Origin of the sequence: Sphingomonas sp. ACRSK (genome assembly GCF_022346685.1) — a bacterium.
Classification (GTDB): domain Bacteria; phylum Pseudomonadota; class Alphaproteobacteria; order Sphingomonadales; family Sphingomonadaceae; genus Sphingomonas; species Sphingomonas molluscorum.
This window is the reverse complement of sequence record NZ_JAKRNR010000015.1, coordinates 1-19,237: the sequence shown is the minus strand read 5'-3', so window position 1 is coordinate 19,237 and position 19,237 is coordinate 1. Positions and strand designations below refer to the sequence as shown.

Annotated in this window: 14 protein-coding genes; 10 read left to right on the top strand and 4 right to left on the bottom strand. The window is 65.5% G+C overall.

Annotated features, from left to right (window positions below; all coding sequences use genetic code 11):
• Positions 1–30: 30 nt before the first annotated feature.
• The 6 genes from MHZ35_RS18030 (at position 31) to MHZ35_RS09680 (ending at position 6,676) form a co-directional block, all read left to right on the top strand.
• The gene (locus tag MHZ35_RS18030) at positions 31–162 is read left to right on the top strand and encodes a hypothetical protein (protein WP_274615794.1); all 132 of its coding nucleotides are present in this window, start codon (positions 31–33) and stop codon (positions 160–162) included.
• A 3-nt stretch (positions 163–165) separates the two neighbouring features.
• The gene (locus tag MHZ35_RS09700) at positions 166–1,074 is read left to right on the top strand and encodes a LysR family transcriptional regulator (protein WP_342453513.1); all 909 of its coding nucleotides are present in this window, start codon (positions 166–168) and stop codon (positions 1,072–1,074) included.
• 102 nt (positions 1,075–1,176) lie between these two features.
• Complete coding sequence (locus tag MHZ35_RS09695; protein ID WP_239435413.1) at positions 1,177–1,944, top strand: glucose 1-dehydrogenase; 768 nt, start codon at positions 1,177–1,179, stop codon at positions 1,942–1,944.
• A 92-nt stretch (positions 1,945–2,036) separates the two neighbouring features.
• Positions 2,037–2,447 (top strand): (R)-mandelonitrile lyase, encoded by a 411-nt coding sequence (locus tag MHZ35_RS09690; RefSeq protein ID WP_239435412.1) that lies wholly within the window; start codon positions 2,037–2,039, stop codon positions 2,445–2,447.
• Positions 2,448–3,086: 639 nt separating this feature from the next.
• Complete coding sequence (locus MHZ35_RS09685) at positions 3,087–6,308, top strand: PAS domain-containing protein (RefSeq protein WP_446741042.1); 3,222 nt, start codon at positions 3,087–3,089, stop codon at positions 6,306–6,308.
• Entirely contained in the window at positions 6,305–6,676 is a 372-nt protein-coding gene (locus MHZ35_RS09680) for a response regulator (RefSeq protein WP_132883790.1), read from the top strand. Before MHZ35_RS09685 ends, MHZ35_RS09680 begins: the two co-directional genes overlap by 4 nt.
• A 65-nt stretch (positions 6,677–6,741) precedes the next feature.
• On the opposite strand, the gene MHZ35_RS09675 is transcribed toward MHZ35_RS09680, so the two are convergent.
• On the bottom strand, positions 6,742–8,001 hold the full coding sequence (locus tag MHZ35_RS09675) for a histidine-type phosphatase (protein WP_239435410.1): 1,260 nt from the start codon (positions 7,999–8,001) through the stop codon (positions 6,742–6,744).
• 191 nt (positions 8,002–8,192) lie between these two features.
• On the opposite strand from MHZ35_RS09675, the gene MHZ35_RS09670 reads away from it, so the two are divergent.
• The 3 genes from MHZ35_RS09670 (at position 8,193) to MHZ35_RS09660 (ending at position 13,436) form a co-directional block, all read left to right on the top strand.
• Positions 8,193–10,940 (top strand): TonB-dependent receptor, encoded by a 2,748-nt coding sequence (locus MHZ35_RS09670; protein WP_239435409.1) that lies wholly within the window; start codon positions 8,193–8,195, stop codon positions 10,938–10,940.
• A 655-nt stretch (positions 10,941–11,595) separates the two neighbouring features.
• Positions 11,596–12,345, top strand: coding sequence for an electron transfer flavoprotein subunit beta/FixA family protein (locus MHZ35_RS09665; protein WP_239435408.1), 750 nt, complete (start codon positions 11,596–11,598; stop codon positions 12,343–12,345).
• Positions 12,346–12,506: 161 nt separating this feature from the next.
• Complete coding sequence (locus MHZ35_RS09660; RefSeq protein WP_132883705.1) at positions 12,507–13,436, top strand: electron transfer flavoprotein subunit alpha/FixB family protein; 930 nt, start codon at positions 12,507–12,509, stop codon at positions 13,434–13,436.
• Positions 13,437–13,562: 126 nt separating this feature from the next.
• Here the strand turns inward: MHZ35_RS09660 and MHZ35_RS09655 are convergent, their stop codons facing one another.
• Genes MHZ35_RS09655 through MHZ35_RS09645 form a run of 3 tightly spaced genes read right to left on the bottom strand, consistent with a single transcriptional unit; the run spans position 13,563 to position 17,452 of the window.
• Positions 13,563–15,662 (bottom strand): malate synthase G, encoded by a 2,100-nt coding sequence (locus MHZ35_RS09655; RefSeq protein ID WP_132883706.1) that lies wholly within the window; start codon positions 15,660–15,662, stop codon positions 13,563–13,565.
• An 11-nt stretch (positions 15,663–15,673) separates the two neighbouring features.
• Positions 15,674–15,850 carry a hypothetical protein gene (locus MHZ35_RS09650; RefSeq protein ID WP_165890034.1) on the bottom strand — a complete coding sequence of 59 codons (177 nt, stop codon included), beginning with the start codon at positions 15,848–15,850 and terminating at the stop codon, positions 15,674–15,676.
• Between the two features lie 12 nt (positions 15,851–15,862).
• Positions 15,863–17,452 (bottom strand): isocitrate lyase, encoded by a 1,590-nt coding sequence (locus tag MHZ35_RS09645; protein WP_132883707.1) that lies wholly within the window; start codon positions 17,450–17,452, stop codon positions 15,863–15,865.
• Between the two features lie 120 nt (positions 17,453–17,572).
• On the opposite strand from MHZ35_RS09645, the gene MHZ35_RS09640 reads away from it, so the two are divergent.
• Positions 17,573–18,970 (top strand): short-chain fatty acyl-CoA regulator family protein, encoded by a 1,398-nt coding sequence (locus tag MHZ35_RS09640; RefSeq protein WP_132883708.1) that lies wholly within the window; start codon positions 17,573–17,575, stop codon positions 18,968–18,970.
• Positions 18,971–19,237: the final 267 nt, after the last annotated feature.

Genomic DNA, 19,237 nt, shown 5'->3' with positions numbered 1-19,237 from the left:
CGGGGCTGACGCGCAGAAAGATCTAGAGCCATGATCCATCTAGCGCTCCATCGTTTGTTTGAGGACGACGGCACCGTGCTCGGCTTCGGCATGTATCAGGCGACGTTCGAGAGAAATGCTCGGTCCTTCGAGACGCTGATTAATCCAGGCGATCGGCTGTAGCCCGTGGCTGCGAACCGTTCCGATCTTGCCGACATCACCTACTTCCTGGCCATCGCCAGGCACCGCAGCTTCCGCTTGGCGGGATTGGAGGTAGGCGTCAGCGCATCGGCCTTGAGTCACGCCCTGAAGGGGTTGGAAGGGCGCCTCGGCGTCAGGCTGCTCAATCGCACCAACCGTAGCGTCACGCTGACTGCGGCGGGTGAGGAACTGCGCGACGCGATCAGCCAGCCGTTCACCGCGATCGACCGAGCGCTTGAGGATCTCAATCGCTACCGTGATGCGCCAACCGGCCGCATCCGCCTAAATGTCGTCGCCGATGCGGTCCCGTTGCTGTTCGGATCGGTGCTGCCGCTGTTCGCCGAGCGCTTTCCCGACATCGAAGTCGATATCGTTGCCACCAACCGCATGGTCGATGTGGTCGGCAGCGGCTTCGACGCGGGGATCCGCTATGGCGGCACCGTTCCCGAAGACATGATCGCCCAGCGTCTCTCCGCCAACCTGCGCTGGGTCGTGGCGGCATCTCCTGCTTATCTGGAGCGCTACGGGGTGCCTGGTGCGCCGCAGGACCTCCAGCAGCATCGCTGCATCGGCGTGCGGCTGGGGAACGGGCGTATCTATCATTGGGAGTTCGACGGGGCCGAGGGCGAGTTCGCCCTGCCGGTTCACAGCAAGATCACCGTGGATGATACTCAGGCTCTGTTGACGCTGGGCTTGCAGGGCATGGGGCTCATCTATGGTCTGGAACCGGCCTTCGCGCCGTACGTGGCCCGCGGCCAGCTCAATCTGGTTCTGGAGGAGTGGGCCACCCAGGGGCCAGGCTATCACATCTATTATTCCAGCCGACACCAGGTGCCGACCGCGCTTCGCCTCCTGATCGAGCTCATCCGCGAAGTCCGTCCCTTGGGCTTGTGAGCGTGGGCGATGAGCGACGCTCACCGTCTCATGAACGGCTGCCGGGCTAATCCCGCCCCGGTTCGAGGCCTACCTCCGGGGTGACAGCTTCGGAGGCAAACAATGAACCCTACCTACGACTTCACGGGCCAGGTCGCATTCGTGACTGGCGCAAGCCAGGGCATGGGCCTGGCCGCGGCGAAGGCCTATGCCGCAGCGGGTGCCATCGTGGTGCTCACCGATGTGCAGGCAGAACGCGTCCAAGCCGAAGCCGAGAAGATCCACGCCCAGGGAGGCAGAGCGATCGGCCTTGCCTGCGATGTCCGCGACGAAGACCAGGTCGCCGCAGCGATCGAACGGACGGTTGCGGAGTTCGGGCGCCTCGACATCGCCTTCAACAACGCCGGTGTGCAGGCGCCCGCAAGCGATCTGGCCGACCAGCCGACCAATGACTTCGATCGGGTCGTGGCGATCAACCTGCGCGGCACCTGGGCGTGTATGAAGCACGAACTGAAGCAGATGCGGGCGCAAGGAACGGGCGTGATCGTCAACATGGCCTCGATCGGCGGGCTGATCGGCAATCTCGATCTCGCCGCGTACAACGCCACCAAGCATGGCGTGATCGGGCTGACCAGAAGCGCCGCACTGCGCTACGCCAAGCTCGGCATTCGCATCAACGCGGTCTGTCCGGCGACGATCAACACCCCGATGGTGGCGAGCATGCTGGAAACCCAGCCTGAGGCGATGGAGGACATCATGCGCCTGCAGGTGATCGGACGCCTTGGCGAACCCGAAGAAGTCGCGGCCGCCGTCCTGTGGCTGTCGAGTTCCGGCGCCAGCTTCGTCCACGGAATTGCGCTGCCCGTCGACGGCGGCTTCACGGCGAACTGACGATGATCGCTCGATCGCTCTTCGCGCCCGCAATCCTGGCGGGCTCACTCATCCTCCCGACCATCGCGCATGCACAGCAAGGAGAACCGAAGATGGAAATCACCCGCAAGGCGGCGATGAAGACCGCCGACGGCCCGGCGGAGTATTTCACGGGCAAGGTCACGATCACCGGCCAGTTCCAGCGCCCTGATCCCTCCCGCGTCAGCGGCGCGATCGTCCATTTCGAGCCGGGCGCGCGTACCGCGTGGCACACGCATCCGGCGGGGCAGACGCTGATCGTCACGGAAGGCGTGGGCTGGACCCAAATCGAGGGCGGCCCGAAGCTCGAGTTCCATGCCGGCGACATCCTGTGGTGCCCTGCCGAGCACAAGCATTGGCACGGTGCGACCCAGCACGAAGCGATGACCCACATCGCGGTCCAGGAAGCGGTGAACGGCTCCCCCGTGACCTGGATGGAGAAGGTGACGGACGAGGAGTATCTCGCCCCGGTCGCGAAGGATTGATCCCGTACCGCACGTGATCGTGAAGCTCCCCGGCCGGGGCCTTGGAGCTACTAGTCGACACGATGTGCGCGAATGAGCGAGAAGCTCCGTCTGCCAAATTGTGGACGGTCGGAGGTTTGTTTCAGCTCGCCGTCTTTGCGGTGCTCGCCTCCAGGTGAGCAACCAACCCGTGTCTCGCCCCGGCGCGTTCTCGAGCCGCTGTAGCGGCCTCACCGGCTTACCGCTAAAGCAACGATGCTGATGTACCGCGAAGGTTGCGATAGCTTGTCTGATCCTGTCCCGCTTCGATCCCGCTCCGCGGAAGAACTGTTTGCCGGCCCCGGTGAGATCCGCGCGCTTGGTCGCCTCATCGATTGGGCGGCCACGCCGCTGGGCCCCGTCGAGCGCTGGCCGCAGAGCCTTCGCTCGACGGTGCGTACCCTTTTGTCGTCCCAATATCCCATGGTTCTCACCTGGGGAGGCGCGTTCACCCAGATCTACAATGATGCCTATTCGAAGCTGATTGGCGACCGGCATCCGGCGGGCCTCGGCAACGATATCCGGATCACCCTTGCCGAGGCCTGGGACACGCTGGGGCCCATGATCGACCGGGTGATGAGGACGGGCCTGGCGAACTGGACGGCGGCCCTGCCGCTGGAGATGCATCGTTCCGGCTATCGCGAAGAGGCCTACTTCTCGGTCAGCCATGCGCCGGCCGAAGATGACGACGGCAACATCGTCGGCATGCTGGCCGTGTGTTCGGAGGTGACCGAGCAGCTGGTGAGCGAACGACGGCTGCGCCTGTTGAGAGAACTCGGTGCGAGGGCCGGTGAAGCGCGCGAACCCGCCGAGGCCGCCCGCGACCTCGTCGAGACCATGGCCGAACATCCGCTCGACGTGCCCTTCGCCGCCATCTACCTCTGCGAAGGTGACGAGCTGATCCGGACTGCGGCAGTCGGCATCCCGGAGCACAGCGTGGCCGCACCGCACCGCATGCATCAGGGGGCGGGTGCCGTGTGGCCCGTCGCCGCGGCATTGCGCGGCCAGGTGACGCCGGTCGACGATGTGCAGACCCTGGTCCCGCTGGTCGGCGGACCCTATGCCGATCCCGTCCGCTGTGCCCTTGTCCTCCCGATCACCGGGGCCCAGGGAACGGCGCTGGGCGTGATCATTGCGGGCGTATCCCCGAACCGCTCGCTGGATGAAGGCTATCGCTCGTTCTTCGAGCTGCTGGCCGGCCAGGTTTCGGTCGCCATGCGCAACGCGCGCGCCCGCGAGGACGAGCGTCGGCGCGCCGAGGAGTTGGCTGAACTGGATCGGGCGAAGACCGCCTTCTTCTCCAACGTGTCGCACGAGTTCCGGACGCCCCTCACCCTGTTGCTCGGGCCGCTGGAGGACGCTCTGGCCGACAGCCCTGACCGCCTGCCTGCCCATCGCGGCGAGCTGGAGATGGCGCATCGCAATGCGCTACGTCTGCTCAGGCTGGTCAATGCGCTTCTCGATTTCTCGAGGGTAGAAGCCGATCGGGCCGAAGCGAGCTTCGAGCTCGTGGACCTTGCGGCGCTGACCGCCGATCTGTCCTCCAACTTCCGATCCGCGATGGAGAAGGCCGGCTTGGACTTCACCGTCGACGTTCAGCCCCTTCCTCGCCCCGTGGCGGTCGACCGCAGCATGTACGAGACGATCGTGCTCAACCTGTTGTCCAACACCTTCAAGTTCACGCATCAGGGATCGGTCCGGGTTCGGCTGGCCGGGTTGGACGATGGGGTCGGACTGACCGTGACGGATACCGGCGAGGGCGTCGCGGCAGAGGAGCTGCCCCGGCTATTCGAGCGGTTCCACCGGATCGAGGGTCAGAACGCGCGCAGCCATGAAGGATCGGGGATCGGCCTGGCTTTGGTCCAGAAGCTGGTCCAACTCCACGGTGGCACGATATCGGCCGAGAGCGAGGGGCCGGGCCGCGGCGCGACCTTCAGGGTGATCCTGCCCTATGGCCGCACCATCGGCGACACAGCGGTTTCAGCCACCGCTTCCACCCGGGCAGACGCCTATGTCGAAGAAGCGCTTCGTTGGCTGCCCGGAGAGTCGGTAGCGTCCCGGGCGTCCCTGCCCGCCGCGCGGCCGCATCTTCTTCTGGCCGACGACAACGCGGACATGCGCGCCTATGTCGAGCGCCTGTTGCGCGACGACTATGAGGTGACGGCGGTCGCGAACGGCACGGAAGCCCTGGCCGCGGCAAAGCGGATCGCACCCGATCTCGTCCTGTCGGACATCATGATGCCCGGCCTGGACGGGTTCGCGCTGCTTCGGGAGCTGCGGGCGGACCCGGCCACGGCCGCCGTCCCGATCATCTTTCTGTCCGCGCGCGCCGGTGAAGAGGCCAGGGTGGAAAGCCTGGAGGCCGGGGCCGACGATCATATCGTGAAGCCCTTCAACGCCCAGGAGCTGCGCGCGCGTGTAGCCGGGGCGATCCGGCTGGCGGACCTTCGTGGCGAAGCAGCGTCCCGCGAGCGCGTGCTCGAGGCGAAGCTCGCCACCAGCCAGGCCAAGGCCGCGCTTGCCGACAGTGAGGAGCAGTTGCGGATGCTGGCGGACGCGCTGCCCGTGCTCATCACGCATGTCGACAAGGATCTGCGGTACCGGTTCGTGAACCGGACGTTCGAGCAGTGGTTTGGCCGGCGGCGCGAGCACGTGATCGGACAGTCCGTGTTCGACGTTGTGGACCCGGAAGCGCTCGCCCAGGGGAGAGCGAACATCGACGGCGTGCTGGCGGGCGAGCACCTCTCCTTCGAGCAGGAGCTGATCTTTCCCGACGGGGTGCGCCGTATCGTACAGGCCGAATACCTGCCCCAGCTGACGTCGGACGAGCAAACAGAGGGCTTCTACAGCCTGGTTCAGGACGTGAGCGCCACCCGGGAGCAGGCGCGTCTGCTCGCCGACAACGAGCGCCGGATGCGGACGGTCCTGGAGGCTGTGTCCGACGGCTTCTACGCCATCGATGCGGACTGGCGGCTGATCCTGTTCAACCGTGCCGCCGAACGCCATTTCGATCGGTCCCGCGACGAGGTGCTTGGCCGCGTCATGTGGGACGTTTTTCCCGAAGTGGTCGGTACGCCGTTCGAGGATGTCCTCCGTCGCACCATGATCGACCGGGTCGAGAGCCGGCAAGAAATGCGGTCGGTGCTGAAGCCGGATCGATTCGTCGAGATACGAACGGCTCCCAAGGAGGGCGGCGGCATCGCGGTGTCCTTCTCCGACGTAACGGAGCGGAAGGAGGCCGAAAGGCACCGCGAACTGCTTGTGAACGAACTCAACCACCGCGTGAAGAACACGCTGGCGGTCGTGCAGTCGCTTGCAGTGCAATCGTTCAGGGATGAGCGCGTTCCCGATCACGCGAGGCGCGCGTTCGAGGGCAGGTTGTTGGCCCTGTCGGATGCCCATAATCTCCTGACGCGGGAGAGCTGGGCGTCCGCGCCGCTCCGGCAGATCATCGAAAATGCGCTTCGGCCTTTCGGCGGGGCCAATCGCTTCGACTATGCGGGACCCGACCTTCGCATCGGGTCGAAGGCGTCCGTGAGCCTGGCGCTTGCGTTGCATGAGCTGTGCACCAACGCCGCCAAATATGGTGCGCTTTCGCAAGAAGGCGGGCGCGCCCGGATCGACTGCAGCGTCGAGCAAGGTGAGCCACCCGTCTTTCACCTGCGCTGGGAGGAACAGGGTGGCCCGTCGGTTATGCCACCGTCAGGCCGGGGCTTCGGTTCACGCTTGATCGAACGCGGGCTGGCAGCGGAAATCGGCGGGATAGTGCGTTTGCGCTATCCGCCAACAGGGGTGGTCTGCGAGATTGAGGCTCCCCTGCCGAACATGGAAGGGCAGGAATGACACTCACCGGCAAGCGTGTCCTCGTGGTGGAAGACGAGATGCTGGTCGCCATGAACCTTGAAGACCTGCTGATCGAACGGGGAGCCGAAGTGGTCGGGCCCGCCATGCGTCTCGACACGGCGCTGGAACTTGCCCGGACCGAACGGTTCGACGTGGCGGTGCTGGACATCAATCTCCACGGTGGCCGATCGTACCCGGTTGCCGAGACCCTGCGCGAGCGCAAGATCCCCTTCATTTTTGCGACCGGCTACGGCCACGCGGAAGGCGCCGAAGGATATGCGGAAGTCCCGACGCTGACGAAACCATACCGGGCCAGCGAACTTGCTGACGCACTGGAACGCGCGCTCACGGCCAGCGAGTCGGATTAGCGGCTGATCCCTGAACGCGGTGTCCGCAGCGCAGCGCGACGCGGTTCAGCCGGCCGCATCTGGCGCTACCGAGAGCGCGCTGGACCATCGAGCGGCGCCAGCCTGCCCCGCACCAGCGCGTCGAACTGCTGCAGCGTGCACATGCCCTGGAAGCCACCCGCGCATTCGGCGATCGCCAGGGTCTTGTAACTGGGCGGCGTCGCGATCGACAGCGGCTCCAGGCTGCGCAGCTGCTCCAGCGTCTGGGACTGATAGGCCACCCGCACATAACGCTCGGCACTGCCGGGATTGCGCAGCAACTCGGATACCAGTGCCCCGCCCACGGTTGCGTCGTTCTCGGCATAGCCATCGACCTTGAACGTCACGCCCAGCACCGCGGCCATCGCGTTCAGGTTGTTGTCGTGACCGACCACCAGATCCAGCTTCGCCCCGCTCGGGTCCTGAAGGGAGGACAGGATGCGCCGGCCGAGCACCGCACTCTGCCGCCCGGCCAGATAGGGTGCGCGGACATGGACGTCGAACAGCAGCGAGTGCAGCGCACCGATCTGCTCGATCTTTTCCGGTGTCGCACGGCCCCAGCCCACGCGCGCCGGGTCGAAGCCCTCGGCATATTCGAGCAGAAACACCTGGGCGGTTCCCGATGCCGTCCGGATCGGCCCGCCAAAGTCGAACGACGCAGGGTCCGCCGCCGGCTTCAGCACCGATTCCTCGGCCAGGATGTCGCACGGCCGCGCGATCCCCTTGCCCCGGCAGCCCAGGATCTCCTCCAGCGTACGGAACGCGGCGCGGTGCCGCCCGGCCAACGCCTGGATACCGCCGGTATGCCTGTCGATCGCCGCCACTGCCGCCGCACCGTCATAGGTGACCACGCCCGCGCCCCGCGGATCGAAGATCGGGTCGCGATCGCCGGACGCGCCATGCTCGACGGCCAGGCCGCATCCTGGCGCGAACCCTTCGGCCAGAGCCTTCCCCGACTGGATCGCGCGCTGGGCGGTGCTGGACCGGATCCGCACGGCGCCGGGTACCGGGCACCCGGCCGCGTCGAACAGCCCGCGCGCGGCATAGGTGTCGCGATCATAAGCACCTAGCAGCCGCATGCCGGTGTAACCGCGCTCGGTCAGATAGCTCTCGGGCACCTGCCACTCGGGCCAGGGCTGGCGCGCCATCGTGCCGACCGGCGCCTCGTCCGCCAGCGGCGCGCGGAGCCCGTGCCGAACCACCATCACCACCTTCTCCAGCTGCAGGTCCGGCCGTTCCTGCGCCGCCGCCGGCACGCAAGAAACGGCAGCGGCAACGGCCGACAGCAGCATGGACCCGAGTTTCATGAGCAAACCTGTGCGATCTGGAAAGAAGCGCTTCGTTAGGTCCGCAACATGTCCTCTCGATTACGCTCTAATCGCACCGCGAGCATAGCGGAGATGACATGTCGACGACATATATTGGTCCCTGATCGGTAACGTAGCGGACTTAGGTCGCCCACATCTGCATTCGACAGATGCAATCCCTGGGAGATCCCATGACAAAGCCTTCCCTCCGCCCGCTTGGGCGGCCGCTGCTGCTTGCCCTGATGCTTTCGGCATCCTCCATCGCTTATGCCGGGGCGCCGGACCCTGCTTCAGACGCAGACGCCGAGGTGCAGCGTACCGACAACGACATTGTCGTACTCGGCGCGGCCGACCGCCGGCTGGTGCAGGAAGAGGAGGACGCGGTCGGCACGATCGACGTGGTGCAGACCGGCGACATCTCGCTGCGATCCCAAACCAACATCGCCGATCTGGCCAAGCAGCTCCCGGGCGTCTCGGTCAGCGTCGATCAAGCACGCAACGGATCGGCGACCGGCGAGGCGCAGTTCGTCTCGATTCGCGGGTTCGAGACCGGCTTCAACGCCTATACGCTCGACGGGCTACGCCTGCCCCAGACCTCGGGCGGCAATACCCGCGCGATCTCGCTCAACCTGTTCTCGCCTTTCGCGATCGGCGGCATCGTCGTCGACAAAACCCCGGGCGCCGACAAGGACGCGGATTCGATCGCAGGCAACATCGACCTGCGCACTCCGACCGCATTCGACTTCGGCAGTTCCTTTGTGCGCGCCCGGGTGCTGGCGCAGGCCGCGGACCTGGCACTCGATCAGGGACAGGCGGGCATGGGCGGCGCCATCGGCCTCGACATGGCCAAGCGCTTCGGCAGCGCTGGGCAGTTCGGCGTCTACATCGCGGGTTATTACGAGCGCCGAGCGAGTGCGGCGGAATCGGTGGCGCTCCAGAACCCGTACAAGGCGACGGTGAAAGGCGAGACCCCGCGCGAGAACCCGGACTCGGTGACCGCCGACGGCATCCAGTGGAACTTCTTCAACAACGAGATCGAGCGCTACGGCGCCAGCGGCTCGCTGGATTACCGCACCGACGCGCTCGACCTTTTCGCGCGCGTCAACTACGCCCGCTACAACAACACCAACACGCAGAACCAGACGGGCCTGCGCAATGAGCTGGTCAGCGGCCAGACCAATCCCAATCCCGGCGGCTATGACGACACCGGCATCTACCGGCCGATGGGCATCAACCCGGCGCACTACTTCCGCGTCGAGGACGTGGAGCAGGAGCTGGTCTCCACCCAGCTGGGCGGCCGCTGGAAGGGCGAGCGCGTGAGCATCGGGTTGAGCGGATCCTATGCCGATGGTCGGCTCGACCAGCCGCGGTCGCACACGGCGGCGTTTCGCGGCATCTCGTACATCGGCACGCCCGGTCAGACCGGCGTGGCGCGCGAAGGACTGTTGATCGACCTCTCCGATCGCAACTGGCCGCGCGCGATCCTGTCGCCAGAGGCCGCCGCCTATGTCGGCAGCCTGGAACGGCCGCAGCAATACTATGTGCAGACCAATCGCAGCTTCCTTTCGGAAGAGAAGCTGACCTTCAAGGGCGACATTGACTGGCGCGGCGACGGCGTGCTCGCGCTCGTCAAGGCGGGCGGCCTGTGGGAGCGCGCCGATCGCAAGGGCCTGACGATTGATGACGGATCGCTGCGCTATCGCTTCCAGACCGACCTCTACAGCGGCACGGTGCCCGGCCTGCCGCTCGCCCAGTTCCCAGGCGAGACGCTCGACAGCTTCATGGGGCACCAGACCCCCCGCCCGATCAAGCTGATCAGCCGCGAGGCGATCGAGGAACAGGTGTCGCGCTATGTCGACATCGACGGCCTGAGCGAGGACATCCTCAACCGCGGGCGCCTGTCGGGCGAGGAAACGCGCAAGGCCGTGTTCGCGACCGCGATGCTCCGCTTCGAAACCGAGGACGCAGGCACGATCGAGGTCATGCCGGGCATCCGCTGGGAAGATAATCGCTACACGGCCAGCTTCTGGTCCAATACCGAAGCCGACAGCGACGCGCGCTTCATCGAGGCGGGGCGCAAGTACGACCATCTCGACCCGTCGCTCCTGGCGGTGTGGCGTGCCCCTGGCGGCTGGACGGTTCGCGGTTCGGCGCGCAGCAGCTATAGCCGCCCGGCCTTCAACCAGCTTGCAGGCCCGACCACAGAGGAGCGCGACGCGATCACCGACGAGCTGATCTCGGTCACCCGTCCCAACCCGGACCTGAAGCCGGTATCCGCCTGGAACTTCGACCTGGGGGTCGAATATCGCACCGAGCGCAACCGCTGGTTCCAGATTGCCGCCTATTACAAGGACCTGAAGAACGTCATCGTGCCGACCGCGACCCGCACCGGATCCGGCGCGGTGGACGGGGTGATCTACTATCAGCCGTACAACGGCCTGGGTGGCTCGGCGAAGGGCATCGAGGCCTCGTTCCGCTTCGCACTGAACGACTGGGCGCCCGCAGATTGGATGGGCGGTTTCGGCATCGGCGGCAACGTGACCGTGCAGGACACCGAAGTCACCTATCAGCTGGGCGAGGACGAAATCCGCACCAGCCGCCTGCCCGAGGCGCCGCACCTGATCGCCAATGCCGAGCTGTTCTACGAGCAGGGCCCGGTGCGCGCGAACCTCTGGTACAACCACACCGGCAAGCGGCTGTACAATGTCGAGGACACCCAGCCCGACACCTATACCCAGGGGCTCGACGAGCTGAACCTGGGCGTCGCCTTCGCCATGACCAGCAAGATCGAGCTGGGACTGGCAGCACGCAACATCACCAACGAGCCGACCTACTACAACACGGTGGCCGCCTCGACGCGCTACATCTCGGCCGATCGCGCGGGCGGCTATCTGAAGACCGGCCGCATCTTCCAGGCAAGCCTGACCATGACGATGTAAGCTAGTGCGGTGCGGAAACGGCGTGCCCCTTCCGCACCGCACTCCTCCCTGCTTGTGGGTCAGACCACCGCGACACACGGTGTCAGCCGAGATGCACCGGCTCGGCTGCCCGAGGCTCAGATCGATTCGGCAGCAGGACACGCAGGCACCGGCGCCAACGAGAAAAGTACCGCCGCCTCCGATCGGACTACGTCTTGGACTTCACCGGGGGCTGGATGACCTATTCGGCCGAAGGGAGCGCACACAGCGCGTCTGCGGTCCCGCGGTAACTCTACGTGGTCACGCGCTCTTCAAAGAGAATTCGCAGATAAGGCGAGCCCTGGCACTAGCAGGGTCTTGAAATGGTGGAGCCGAGGGGGATCGAACCCCTGACCTTCGCAATGCCATTGCTTGAAAAACTGCTCCGAACATTGTTTTTCCAAGCTTTTCTAGTGCGATACCAACCAGAACGTGCCGAGAACATCGGCGTTCTGCGATACCGCTGCGATACCAGCCTTCCCCTTACGGAGCACGCCGTAAACCGCCTTGTCCCAGCTGAAAGCGATAGCATAGATTATGTTAAATTTGATTAGGTCTCGAACGTTTGGTCGCTTCGTATCCGCACGCGGTGGTTCTGTCGCTTGGCGCTCGGCTGACGTTCTGAGGAGAGGTTCCGATGAAGGTGCTGGTATCTGTCAAGCGGGTGCTTGACTACGATGTGAAACCTCGCGTGAAGGCGGACGGGTCGGGCGTCGACCTCGCCAACGTCAAGATGAGCATGAACCCCTTCGACGAGATCGCCGTCGAAGAGGCGATCCGGCTGAAGGAAAAGTCGGGCGTCACCGAAGTGGTCGTGGTCTCGCTCGGTGAGCCCAAGGCGCAGGACACGCTCCGCACCGCGCTGGCCATGGGCGCCGACCGAGCCATCCTGGTCACCAGTGAGCAGAAGGTGGAGCCGCTGGGCGTCGCCAAGATCCTGGCGAAGATCGTCGAGGAGGAGCAGCCTAGCCTCGTGGTTCTGGGCAAGCAGGCGATCGACGACGACAACAGCCAGACCGGACAGATGCTGGCGGGGCTGCTCGGCTGGGGTCAGGGTACCTTCGCCTCGAGGGTGACGCTGGCGGCGGACAGCGTCACCGTGACGCGTGAGGTGGATGGTGGGCTGGAAACCGACCGCTTCACCCTCCCCGCGATCGTCACCACCGACCTGCGCCTCAACGAGCCGCGCTATGCCTCTCTGCCCAACATCATGAAGGCTAAGAGCAAGCCGCTCGCCCAGAAGACGCCGGCCGACTACGGCGTCGACGTCACCCCGCGTATCAAAACGCTCAAGGTGGTCGAGCCTGGCAAGCGCCAGGCGGGCATCAAGGTAGCCGATGTCGACGAACTGGCGATGAAGCTCCAGGCGATGGGCATCGCAAAGTAAGGATGATCCTCCCCTCCCCGTTTGCTGAGGAGGGGCTGAGCGAAGTCGAAGACCCGTCTCGAAGGGCCCCGCCTCCAGGTGGACGTGTTTCGAAACGGCATTTCGACAGGCTCAATGCCTCCTCGACGCGAACGGGTGGGAGTGGCTGAAGGAACGGAAGCATGAAAACGTTGGTCTGGGTCGAGCATGACGGTTCGACGGTAAAGGATGCCACACTCGCCGCGGTCACCGCCGCGTCGAAGCTGGGCGAGGTGAACCTGCTCGTCGCCGGGCAGGGAGTGGACGGCGTTGCCCAGGCTGCCGCGCAGATCGCTGGCTCGGGCACGGTGCATGTCGCCGACGATGCCGCCTATGCACATGCGCTGGCCGAGAATGTCGCCCCGGTGGTGGTTCAGCTGATGGGGAACCACGATGCCTTCGTTGCGCCTGCGACCACCACGGGCAAGAACATCGCGCCGCGTGTCGCCGCGCTCCTCGACGTGATGCAGATCAGCGACATATTGTCAGTCGAGGGCGAGGATAGCTTCACCCGCCCGATCTATGCCGGCAACGCGATCGCGACCGTGCAGACGAGCGACGCCAAGAAGGTCGTAACCGTCCGCACCACCGCCTTCGACAAGGCGGCCGCAACTGGCGGGTCGGGCACGGTCCAGCCCGTCACTTCGACGGGCGATAAGGGTGTGTCCACCTATGTCGGCTCCGAACTTGCCGAGAATGCACGCCCCGAGCTCACCAGCGCCAAGGTGATCGTTTCGGGCGGCCGGGCACTCGGCTCTGGCGAGAAGTTCCACGAACTGATCGAGCCGCTTGCCGACAAGCTGGGCGCGGGCGTCGGCGCGAGCCGCGCGGCGGTGGATGCGGGCTATGTTCCCAACGACTATCAGGTCGGCCAGACCGGCAAGATCGTCGCACCGGAAGTCTACATCGCGGTCGGCATCTCCGGCGCGATCCAGCACCTGGCGGGCATGAAGGACTCCAAAGTGATCGTCGCGATCAACAAGGACGAGGACGCACCGATCTTCCAGGTCGCCGACATCGGCCTGGTGGGAGATCTGTTCACAGTCGTGCCGGAACTGACGGCGAAGCTGTAGGCCGGGTGAGGTGGGCTGGCTGGTCGGGTGTGGGCGCTTCGCAGCACCCGTCAGACAGCCCGCCGGTGACACGGCTGAAAGAAGCATCTTCTTCAAGTTGCGAATCGCCGCAGTTCAGTACCGACGCTAAGCCGCAGACTTCGAGTGCATATTCCCCGCACTTTTTGCCTGAAGACGGAATCGATGTAGCAGCGGCTCGGTGTAGCCGTTCGGCTGGGCGACACCCTCGAACACGAGCGCCTTTGCCGCCTGCATCGCGAAACTGTCGGGTGTGAGCGGCCGGTACAGCGGATCGCCGGCATTCTGCCCATCCACCCTCGCCGCCATACGGGCGAAGGCCGCATCCACTTGCTCGTGCGTGGCAACGCCGTGAAGCAGCCAGTTCGCCAAGTGCTGCGCACTGATCCGAAGCGTCGCGCGATCTTCCATCAGGCCGACATCGTGGATGTCCGGCACCTTGGAACAGCCCACGCCCTGGTCGATCCAGCGAACCACATAACCCAGGATACCCTGGACATTGTTGTCGAGTTCGGCCCGCACTTCTTCGGGCCGCCAGTTCCGCCTGGTCGCGACCGGAACGGTCAAGAGGTCGGCGATCGGGGCCACCACTTCCCCGGCCCGCGCCGCCTGGCGGTCCGCCACCTTGATCGCGTGGTAGTGCGTCGCGTGCAACGTCGCCGCGGTCGGACTCGGCACCCAGGCGGTGCTGGCGCCGCTCATCGGATGTGCCGCCTTGTGCGCCAGCATGTCCGCCATGCGGTCGGGCGCCGCCCACATGCCCTTGCCGATCTGCGCCCGTCCAGCCAGTCCACAAGCCAGGCCGACTTGAACGTTGCGATCCTCATAGGCGCGGATCCACGTCGCTTCCTTCATCTCGCCTTTGCGGATCATCGGGCCGGCATGCATCGCGGTATGCATCTCGTCTCCCGTACGATCGAGGAAGCCGGTGTTGATGAACGCGATCCGGTGCCGGACGGCGGCGATACAGGCGGCGAGGTTGGCGGAGGTGCGTCGCTCTTCGTCCATGACGCCGACCTTGATCGTGTGGCGCGCGAGGCCGAGCAGGTCCTCCACCGCGTCGAACAGACGGTCGGTGAAGGCGCATTCCTCCGGCCCGTGCATCTTGGGCTTGACGATGTAGATCGACCCCGCACGGCTGTTGCGCCGACGGCCGAGCCCCATGAGGTCGTGCAGCCCGACCAGGCTGGTGACGATCGCGTCGAGTATTCCTTCCGGTGCCTCGCTGCCATCCGGCAGCAGGAGCGCTGGCGTGGTCATCAGGTGGCCGACGTTGCGCACGAACAGCAGCGAGCGGCCAGGCAGGACCAGCTCGATCCCATCCGGAGCGACGTAGCGCCGGTCCTCAGCAAGCCGCCGCTCCAAGCGCCTGCTACCCTTCTCGAACATGACGGTCAGGTCGCCGCACATCACGCCCAGCCAGTGGGCATAGCCCGCGACCTTGTCCTGCGCGTCCACTGCCGCGACAGAGTCCTCCAGGTCGACGATCGTCGTCAGCGCCGATTCGAGCAGCACGTCTGCGATCCCGGCCGGATCGCTCCGGCCGATCGGGTGTGTGCGGTCGATCACCAATTCGATGTGCAGACCGTTGTGGCGCAGCAGCAGGTTCTCGCCGGACCGGCCGATCAGCTGGCGAGGGTCGGCGAGGTCGGGCGCATCACCGCTCCACTCGGCCCAGCTTTTGCTCGCCAGCGGAACGGTGCGGTCCAGAAACTGCCTGGCCCAGGCAATCACCTGCGCCCCACGCCCGGCATCGTAGCCGCCCGGAGGCGCCGTACCCGGCAGCGCGTCTGTGCCGTACAGCGCGTCATAAAGGCTGCCCCAGCGGGCGTTCGCCGCGTTGAGCAGGAAGCGCGCGTTCAGCACCGGCACGACCAGCTGCGGCCCGGCCAACTGTCCTACCTCCGCATCGATGCCGCTGGTATCGATGCGGAACGGCGCGGGCTCGTCCGCCAGGTAGCCGATGCCGCGCAGGAAACTCTCATCCACCGCTTCGCCTGCTGCGTAACGCGCGTCGATCGCTGCCTGCAACTCGTCGCGCCGCGCCAGCAGCGCCCGGTTCTCCGGCGCGAACCGCTGAAAGATCGCGGCCACCCCCGCCCAGAACCGGTCGGGCGCGATGCCTGTCGCCGGCAATGCCCGCGCCTCCACAAAGGCCGCCAGCACTCCAGCGACACGCAGCCCCGCCCGATCGCAATAGGTTGTCATCGTCCCTCGGCTCAACCCAGTCGGCCTAGCCGGTGGAACAGGTTGACGTACTTCACCGACTCCGGCGCGTCCTGAACCTCCGGCTGCTTCAGGTAGTGCATCACCGCTTTCCTGAGCAGACCGAAATCCTCGTTGGAGAAGACGGCTCGGGCGCGAGCGGGGGTGGGCTGGATGGTGTCGGTCGTCATGCTTCCTCTCCTTCAGGCGAACTGGTTCATGGTGTTGTGAACGCCGCCGGCTTTCAGGGCGGAATCCCCGGCGAAATATTCCTTGTGGTCGTCGCCGATGTCGCTGCCGGACATGTTCTGGTGCCGGACGCAGGCGATGCCGTCGCGGATCTCGCGACGCTGCACGCCGGCGACATAGCCAAGCATTCCCGCTTCCCCGAAATAGTCGCGGGCGAGGGTGTCGGTGCTGAGCGCCGCGGTATGATAGGTCGGCAGCGTGATAAGGTGGTGGAAGATGTTCGCCCGCGCGCTTGCGTCGCGCTGGAACGTCCGGATCCTCTCGTCCGCCTCGCGCGCCAGCTCGGTCCCGTCATAGATTACGCTCATCAGCGCCGCGCGCTCGTAGTCGGCGAGATCGCGCCCCTCCGCCGTCCAGGCGTCGAACACCTGCTGGCGGAAGTTCAGCGTCCAGTTGAACGAGGGCGAGTTGTTGTAGACCAGCTTGGCGTCGGGAACAACCGCGCGGATGCGGTCGGTCATGGCCGCGATCTGCTCGATATGCGGCTTCTCCGTCTCGATCCACAGCAGATCGGCGCCATGCCGGAGTGCCGTCACGCAGTCGAGCACGACCCGGTCCGCACCGGTGCCCTCGCGGAACTGGAACAGGTTGGACGGCAGCCGCCTGGGCCGGACCAGCTGTCCGTCCCGTTCGATCAGCACGTCGCCGCGCAGGGCCGCGAGGTCGCTGACCTCCTCGCAGTCGAGAAATTCATTATACTGGCCGCCGAGGTCCCCCGGTTCGCGGCTATAGGCAATCTGCTTGGTCAGCCCCGCGCCGAGTGAGTCAGTGCGGGCGACGATGATCCCGTCCTCCACGCCCAATTCGAGGAAGGCGTAGCGGCAGGCGCGGATCTTGGCGATGAAGTCCTCATGCGGGACGGTGACCTTGCCGTCCTGGTGGCCGCACTGCTTCTCGTCCGACACCTGGTTCTCGATCTGGAGCGCGCAGGCGCCCGCCTCGATCATCTTCTTGGCGAGGAGATAGGTCGCCTCGGCATTGCCGAAGCCGGCGTCGATGTCGGCGATGATCGGCACGACATGCGTCTCGAACGCGTCGATACGTTCCAGCAGGTCGCGCTCGCGTGCGTGGTCGTTGGTGGCCCGCGCGGCGTCGAGGTCACGGAACAACAACCCCAGCTCGCGTGCGTCCGCCTGCTTCAGGAAGGTGTAGAGCTCCTCGATCAGTGCGGGAACGCTGGTCTTCTCGTGCATCGACTGGTCGGGAAGCGGCCCGAACTCGGACCGGAGCGCCGCCACCATCCAGCCCGACAGGTAGAGATACCGGCGCGCGGTGGAGCCGAAATGCTTGCGAATGCTGATGACCTTCTGCTGGCCGATGAAGCCGTGCCAGCAGCCGAGCGACTGGGTGTACCGCGCCGGGTCAGCGTCGAACGCTGCCATGTCCGCCCGCATGATCCGCGCCGTATGCCGCGCGATGTCGAGCCCGCAGTCGAAGCGGTTCTGGAGCCGCATTCGCGCAGCTGCCTCCGCTGCGATGCCGTTCCAATTCCCGTGGCGCGCGATCAAACCCACCAATTCCGCGACAAGGTCCTGATAGATCATTGATCCCTCCGTAAGTCGTAGGCGGTGGTGAACGGGCCCCGTACGGATCGGAAGGACGGATATTGACGATGGGTCAGATCGTGACTTGATCACGTTGTCGTATGATGACAAACCGACAGTGTGGCGCCAAATCGCGATCGGAAGCTTTATCTCGGACCGCGCCTGCGGATGCTCCGGCGCGAGCTGGGCATCAATCAGACGCGCATGGCGGAGGAACTGGGCGTCTCGCCGAGCTACCTCAACCATCTGGAGCGGAACCAGCGTCCTCTCACCGCGCAGATGCTGCTGCGACTGGCGGACACCTATGACATCGACGTGCGCGGCTTTGTGGCGGGCGCGAACGAAGCTGCGGCGAGCGACCTGCACGAGATCTTTGCTGACGATCTAGTCCGCGAGATCGGCATCGGCCGCCAGGAGGTGTTGGAAGTCGCAGAAAACTACCCCGGCGTCGCGGAGGCGGTGAAGCGGCTGTACCGCGCACTTGCGGACCTGCGCCAGTTACCCGCCCGGGTCGAAACGGCGGGCGCGTCAGATACCCGCCTGTCCTCGCCCCTCGCCTGGTCGCGCGACTGGCTAGACCGGCGTCGCAATCATCTTCCCGAGCTGGACGAAGCGGCGGAGGCGCTATCGCTGGGCATCTGCGACGATCCGGAGGTGCTGCGCGAGGCGATGGTAGCGCGATTGCGCGAACAACATGGCACCACTGTTCGGGTCGTCCCGATGGAGGTTCTTCCCGGCGCGCTACGCCACTACGACTTGCACCGGCGCCGCTTGATGCTCTCGGAACAGCTCTCGGCCGCGAGCCGCCTGTTCGGCATCGCCGTGCAGCTGGCGCAAGTGGAGTTGAGCGAGGCTATCGCTGCTGCCGTTGTGATCGCCGGTCCGCCCAATGCGGAAACGCGAGCGCTCGCCTTCCAGATCGCGACGAACTACGCGGCGGCCGCGCTGGTAATGCCCTATGCCCGCTTCCACGCCGCCGCCGAAGCAAGTCGATACGACCTCGACCTCCTCTCACATCGCTTCGGCGCGTCGATCGAGCAGGTCGCACACCGGCTGACCACGCTTGATCGACCGGGTGCGCGAGGCGTCCCGCTGTTCTTTCTCAAGCTGGATGTTGCCGGCAATGTTGCCAAGCGTTTCGCGGAGGCAAGCACGCCCTTTGCCCGCTTCGGTGGCGGTTGCCCACGCTGGCGCGTCCACCGGGCAATACGCCGGCCTGGGGAGACAGTGGTCGACTTGGCCGTGTTGCCGGACGATGCGAGATATCTGACCTGGGCACGGGCGATCAGCGCGCCCGCAGATACAGAACCGACGCTGCTGGTTCTGGGCTGTGAGGCGCGCCACGCCGATCGGATCGGATACGCAGCCGCGGCGAGCGGAACAACACCGATCGGTCCGGCCTGCCATCTATGCGAGCGCCCAGACTGTCCGGATCGTTCGCTTCCACCGATCACGCGAGCACTCGCCCCGGAGACGTTCCGAAGGCCTACCACGCGTTATACCTTTCGCCAGATCTAGCGTCGTACGTTGTTTCACGCCGGTTCTGGTCCTGACGAGCTCTATGAAAGCTCGATCCTAGAGCGGTGGCTTAAGCCCGCGATGGTCGCCATGACGATGCTTTCCTGGTGACCGCGCGTGCTCACACAGTTAGTCGGGAGCATCGCAGTGACGGTCCCCCGGTTTCTCATCCGGGCGTGATGCGAGCTTCCGGCTTGCATCCGCCGGGGTTAACCCCGGCGGATGCAGCATATTCAGCTGGCGTCAGCCAGCCAAGAGCCGTGTGAG

Excerpts from the sequence above, each read along its gene's own strand:
- MHZ35_RS18030 (WP_274615794.1), top strand. The coding sequence starts at position 31 with ATGATCCATCTAGCGCTCCATCGTTTGTTTGAGGACGACGGCACCGTG.
- MHZ35_RS09695 (WP_239435413.1), top strand. The coding sequence starts at position 1,177 with ATGAACCCTACCTACGACTTCACGGGCCAGGTCGCATTCGTGACTGGC.
- MHZ35_RS09690 (WP_239435412.1), top strand. The coding sequence starts at position 2,037 with ATGGAAATCACCCGCAAGGCGGCGATGAAGACCGCCGACGGCCCGGCG.
- MHZ35_RS09685 (WP_446741042.1), top strand. The coding sequence starts at position 3,087 with ATGCATCGTTCCGGCTATCGCGAAGAGGCCTACTTCTCGGTCAGCCAT.
- MHZ35_RS09680 (WP_132883790.1), top strand. The coding sequence starts at position 6,305 with ATGACACTCACCGGCAAGCGTGTCCTCGTGGTGGAAGACGAGATGCTG.
- MHZ35_RS09675 (WP_239435410.1), bottom strand. The coding sequence starts at position 8,001 with ATGAAACTCGGGTCCATGCTGCTGTCGGCCGTTGCCGCTGCCGTTTCT.
- MHZ35_RS09670 (WP_239435409.1), top strand. The coding sequence starts at position 8,193 with ATGACAAAGCCTTCCCTCCGCCCGCTTGGGCGGCCGCTGCTGCTTGCC.
- MHZ35_RS09665 (WP_239435408.1), top strand. The coding sequence starts at position 11,596 with ATGAAGGTGCTGGTATCTGTCAAGCGGGTGCTTGACTACGATGTGAAA.
- MHZ35_RS09660 (WP_132883705.1), top strand. The coding sequence starts at position 12,507 with ATGAAAACGTTGGTCTGGGTCGAGCATGACGGTTCGACGGTAAAGGAT.
- MHZ35_RS09655 (WP_132883706.1), bottom strand. The coding sequence starts at position 15,662 with ATGACAACCTATTGCGATCGGGCGGGGCTGCGTGTCGCTGGAGTGCTG.
- MHZ35_RS09650 (WP_165890034.1), bottom strand. The coding sequence starts at position 15,850 with ATGACGACCGACACCATCCAGCCCACCCCCGCTCGCGCCCGAGCCGTC.
- MHZ35_RS09645 (WP_132883707.1), bottom strand. The coding sequence starts at position 17,452 with ATGATCTATCAGGACCTTGTCGCGGAATTGGTGGGTTTGATCGCGCGC.